Annotated in this window: 1 protein-coding gene; it reads right to left on the reverse strand. The window is 53.6% G+C overall.

Annotated features, from left to right (window positions below; translation table 11 throughout):
* The coding region (locus tag B1A85_RS26420) for an NAD(P)H-dependent oxidoreductase (protein WP_104549094.1) at positions 1-1,281 on the reverse strand (1,281 nt) is incomplete at both ends.

The raw sequence follows: 1,281 nt of genomic DNA on the forward strand, positions 1-1,281 counted from the left end.
AAGAGGAACGCGAGAAGCAAAGTGAGCATCCTGCTGGGCACGCAACTCGTCACAAAGACGACCGGGAGGCAATTCCACATCATCATAAGTCAGAACCGCATCCTTGGGTAAATCGCGCTTCAAGCGACAGCCCTTTGCCAACCCCATCGGTAACAGGCGCTGCGCCTGCACAACATCCGCATTCTCACACTGACCATAGGTCATATACTCGCCAATACCATCGAGCGTTTCCCCAGCTTTCAGGTCAATTTTGGCCGTCGTCACCACCTCGACCACAGGACCTGCGATCGCAGACAAGACGCGATCGCCAAACAACACCGCGCGCGCCACAGATAAAGGCACCTCAAAATGACACAAGTGGTAAGGCGTATAGAAACTATACAATGGACCTTCACCCAGCTTGTACAAATTGAGATAGTGCCGCTGTTTCGGGTCGTCATGCGTGGCAAACACAAACACCCCAGGACCGGGCTTCGCACCAACGACATAATCGACAATGCCGCCTAATTGTTGTAACTGGTCAATGTCGTACATCGACGTCATCTCATCGACGTGACCCGTGAAGTTGTAACCCAGCATCCCGCGTCGTGCCACCTTCATCCCTGTGGCATTGGCGACAATCGCTTGTTCAAACGAGATTTTTGTGCCATCGGCAAAACTGGTAACCATCGTCGGGTTTTGTCCCCAGCGCTGGGCAAATCCGGCTTGCGTTGTCGGGTTGCGGTACGGGTCTTGCAGTCCTTTGATATTGCCGCACAACAGTGGTTTTAACCCGATACTTTGCACAAACCGATACAAGTTCATCTCGACGCCTGGTTGGTCGCCGTCGCAGGCGCTTAAAATCACTCCCGCTTTGTCGGCATACACTTTGAGGATCGGTCCGATGGTGCCGTCGAGTTCGGCGTTCATCAAAATTACGTGTTTGTGGTGCGCGATCGCCTCCATGACCACGCGCGCGCCAAATTCAATCGCACCAGTCACTTCAATCAGTGCATCAATGCCCTCGGCTTGACACAGTAGCAGTGCATCGTCGGTGACGGCGTAGGTGTTTGTGCGAATTGCCTGTTCGAGTTGATCGGTGCTACTGACGGTGCGAATGTTGTCAATTCCGGCTTCGGAGTAGGCGCGAATTGCTTTATCGACGTTGCGGTTGGCAATGGCGACGAGTTCCATTCCAGGGACGGAGTTGATGATTTGGTTGGCGATGCCGCGTCCCATGAACCCTGCACCGATCATCCCCACGCGAATCGGATTTTTGGCTTCTGCTCGTTCTTTGAGTGC

The sequence above is a fragment of the Chroococcidiopsis sp. TS-821 genome (assembly GCF_002939305.1).
In the GTDB taxonomy this organism is placed as follows: domain Bacteria; phylum Cyanobacteriota; class Cyanobacteriia; order Cyanobacteriales; family Chroococcidiopsidaceae; genus Chroogloeocystis.